3 protein-coding genes and 1 pseudogene are annotated in these 2,483 nt (G+C 40.9%); all 4 read left to right on the forward strand.

Annotation, left to right across the window (positions count from 1 at the left end):
- Positions 1-578 (forward strand): annotated as a pseudogene (locus tag UC75_RS21130) (allantoinase); the annotation flags it as partial.
- A gap of 99 nt (positions 579-677) precedes the next feature.
- Positions 678-1,181 (forward strand): 2-oxo-4-hydroxy-4-carboxy-5-ureidoimidazoline decarboxylase, encoded by a 504-nt coding sequence (gene uraD / locus UC75_RS10440; protein WP_049837537.1) that lies wholly within the window; start codon positions 678-680, stop codon positions 1,179-1,181.
- Entirely contained in the window at positions 1,178-1,501 is a 324-nt protein-coding gene (gene uraH, locus UC75_RS10445; protein WP_049837538.1) for a hydroxyisourate hydrolase, read from the forward strand. The genes uraD and uraH overlap by 4 nt, the downstream gene beginning before the upstream one ends.
- Positions 1,502-1,525: 24 nt before the next feature.
- Positions 1,526-2,483: solute carrier family 23 protein (locus UC75_RS10450; protein ID WP_228137266.1), on the forward strand; the 958-nt coding region annotated here is incomplete at its 3' end.

Raw genomic sequence — 2,483 nt, forward strand, 5'->3', positions numbered from 1 at the left:
TTAAGCAAGCTGATTATGATGTGGTTTCTCATGGTTACCGTTGGCTTCACTATCAAGATACTGATATTGAGTTAGAAAAACAGCATATAGAACAAGCGTTATCTGTTTTAGAAAACTTGTTTGGAAATAAAGTGATAGGTTGGTACACCGGACGTGATAGCCCTAATACACGCCAATTACTTGCAGAATTCCCGCAAATTCAATACGACTCTGATTATTATGGCGATGATCTGCCTTTTTGGACGACTCTCACCAATGCTGCGGGTGCGGCACGTCCTCATCTAATTATTCCGTATACTTTGGAATGTAACGATATGAAATTCTGCTCACCGGGTGGATTTAATAGTTCAGAACAATTTTTTCAATATTTAAAAGATAGTTTTGATGTGCTGTATGCAGAGGGAGAAAATGCACCAAAAATGATGTCGATTGGAATGCATTGCCGTATTTTAGGGCGCCCAGGTCGTTTTAAAGCACTACAAAAGTTTCTCGACTACATTCAAATGCACGATCGAGTCTGGATATGTAGTCGTCAAGACATTGCTGAACATTGGTATAAAAATCACATAACTAAATAATTGATTTTTAATTTTCCAAATTCATAAACGAATCATGAACCCCTCTTGGCACTGTTATTGCTAAAACTCTATATCACGACAACGAGTTTAGGAATAACAGTGTTTTTAGCCGAGTTTAATCAAGCCCCACCCGAACAACTCAAGACTTTGTTAAAAAACTGTGTCCACATTCCAGCATGGGCCGAGAAAATCATCTCAGAACGCCCCTACTCATCAAAAGTATCTCTTTTAGAGCATGCAGAAAATTTAAGTCAAATGTGGTCATGGCAAGACATTGAAACTGCTTTAGCAACCCACCCAAAAATTGGTGAACGACAAGCAAAAAAACAACTCAATACAAAAGAGCAACATTTTTCAAATCAGGAACAAGCTGGCATTTCTTTAGATGAACAAACGCAACAAGCGCTGCTACAAGGCAACCTTGATTATGAACAAAAGTTTGGCTTTATTTTTTTAATTAAAGCAGCGGGCCTCTGTAGCGATGAGATTTTAAAAAAGCTACGCGAACGTTTACAACATGACTTAGCCATCGAAAAAGTAATTGTACATGAGCAACTCTCAGCGATTGCTCTATTACGTCTATCTCAGGAAATACAAGCATGATCAGCACTCATATTTTAGATACGAATTTAGGCAAACCAGCTGCACATGTAGAAGTGAAGTTGTTTCATGCAGAAACCCATGAACTGATTGCAACCGCAACCACTAATCCAGACGGTCGAGTGGGTGATTTTGAAATAACAGACTTTGCCAAAGGTGCTTATCAACTTGAATTTGAAATTGCACCTTATTTTTCATCTCAGCAAATCAAAACTTTTTTCCCACGTGTTTGTATTCAGTTTTTTGTAGAAGACGTCAATCAGCATTATCACATTCCATTACTGATCAGCCCGTTTGCTTACTCCACTTATCGCGGTAGTTAATTCAAATATAAATAGGAGAAAAATATGAATCATCAGCAAAAAAATGCGATTTCTCCAGAGCATGAATATTTAGGAATTTCCAAAAGTTTTGCTTACGGCTTACAGCATGTGCTGACCATGTATGGTGGCATTGTAGCCCCGCCACTCATTATTGGAACAGCCGCTGGCTTAAGCTCAGCACAAGTCGGAATGCTCATTGCAGCTGCCCTATTTGTAGGTGGATTGGCGACACTGATTCAGACCATTGGAACGAAATATCTAGGTGCAAAATTACCTTTGGTTCAGGGTGTATCTTTTGCTGGCGTGGCTACCATGGTAGCCATTATTACTACAGGTGGCGGATTACCTGCTGTCTACGGTGCGGTGATTGTCGCATCTCTGATTGGACTGTGCCTTGCACCTTACTTTTCAAAAATTATTCGGTTTTTCCCACCCGTTGTGACTGGATGCGTCATCACGATTATTGGGCTATCGCTGTTACCCGTTGCGATTCGCTGGATGATGGGTGGCAACAACAAAGCACCTGACTGGGGTAGCGTAGAAAATATCTCTTTAGCCTTACTGACCTTAGGTATTGTGATTGTTCTAAATATGCTGCCGCAAGCAAGCATCCGACGCTTATCAATTCTGTTGGCTATTGTTGCTGGTACCACTCTCGCCTACTTTATGGGTTTTGGTGATTTTACTCAGGTGAGCTCAGGCGCATGGCTCCAATTTCCACACCTATTTGCATTTGGTTTGCCGACTTTCGAGCTTAGTGCAATCTTATCGATGTTGATTGTGACCTTGGTGATTATGACTGAAACCACAGCAGACATTATTGCTGTCGGAGACATTGTAGGAACTGAAGTCGATTCGAAACGGATCGCCAATGGCGTACGTGCCGATATGTTTTCGAGTGCTTTTGCGCCTATTTTCGGTTCGTTCATGCAAAGCGCTTTTGCCCAAAATGTTGGGTTAGTTGCCATTACAGGTATCAAAA

Origin of the sequence: Acinetobacter sp. V2, assembly GCF_001188385.1 — a bacterium.
GTDB lineage: Bacteria > Pseudomonadota > Gammaproteobacteria > Pseudomonadales > Moraxellaceae > Acinetobacter > Acinetobacter oleivorans.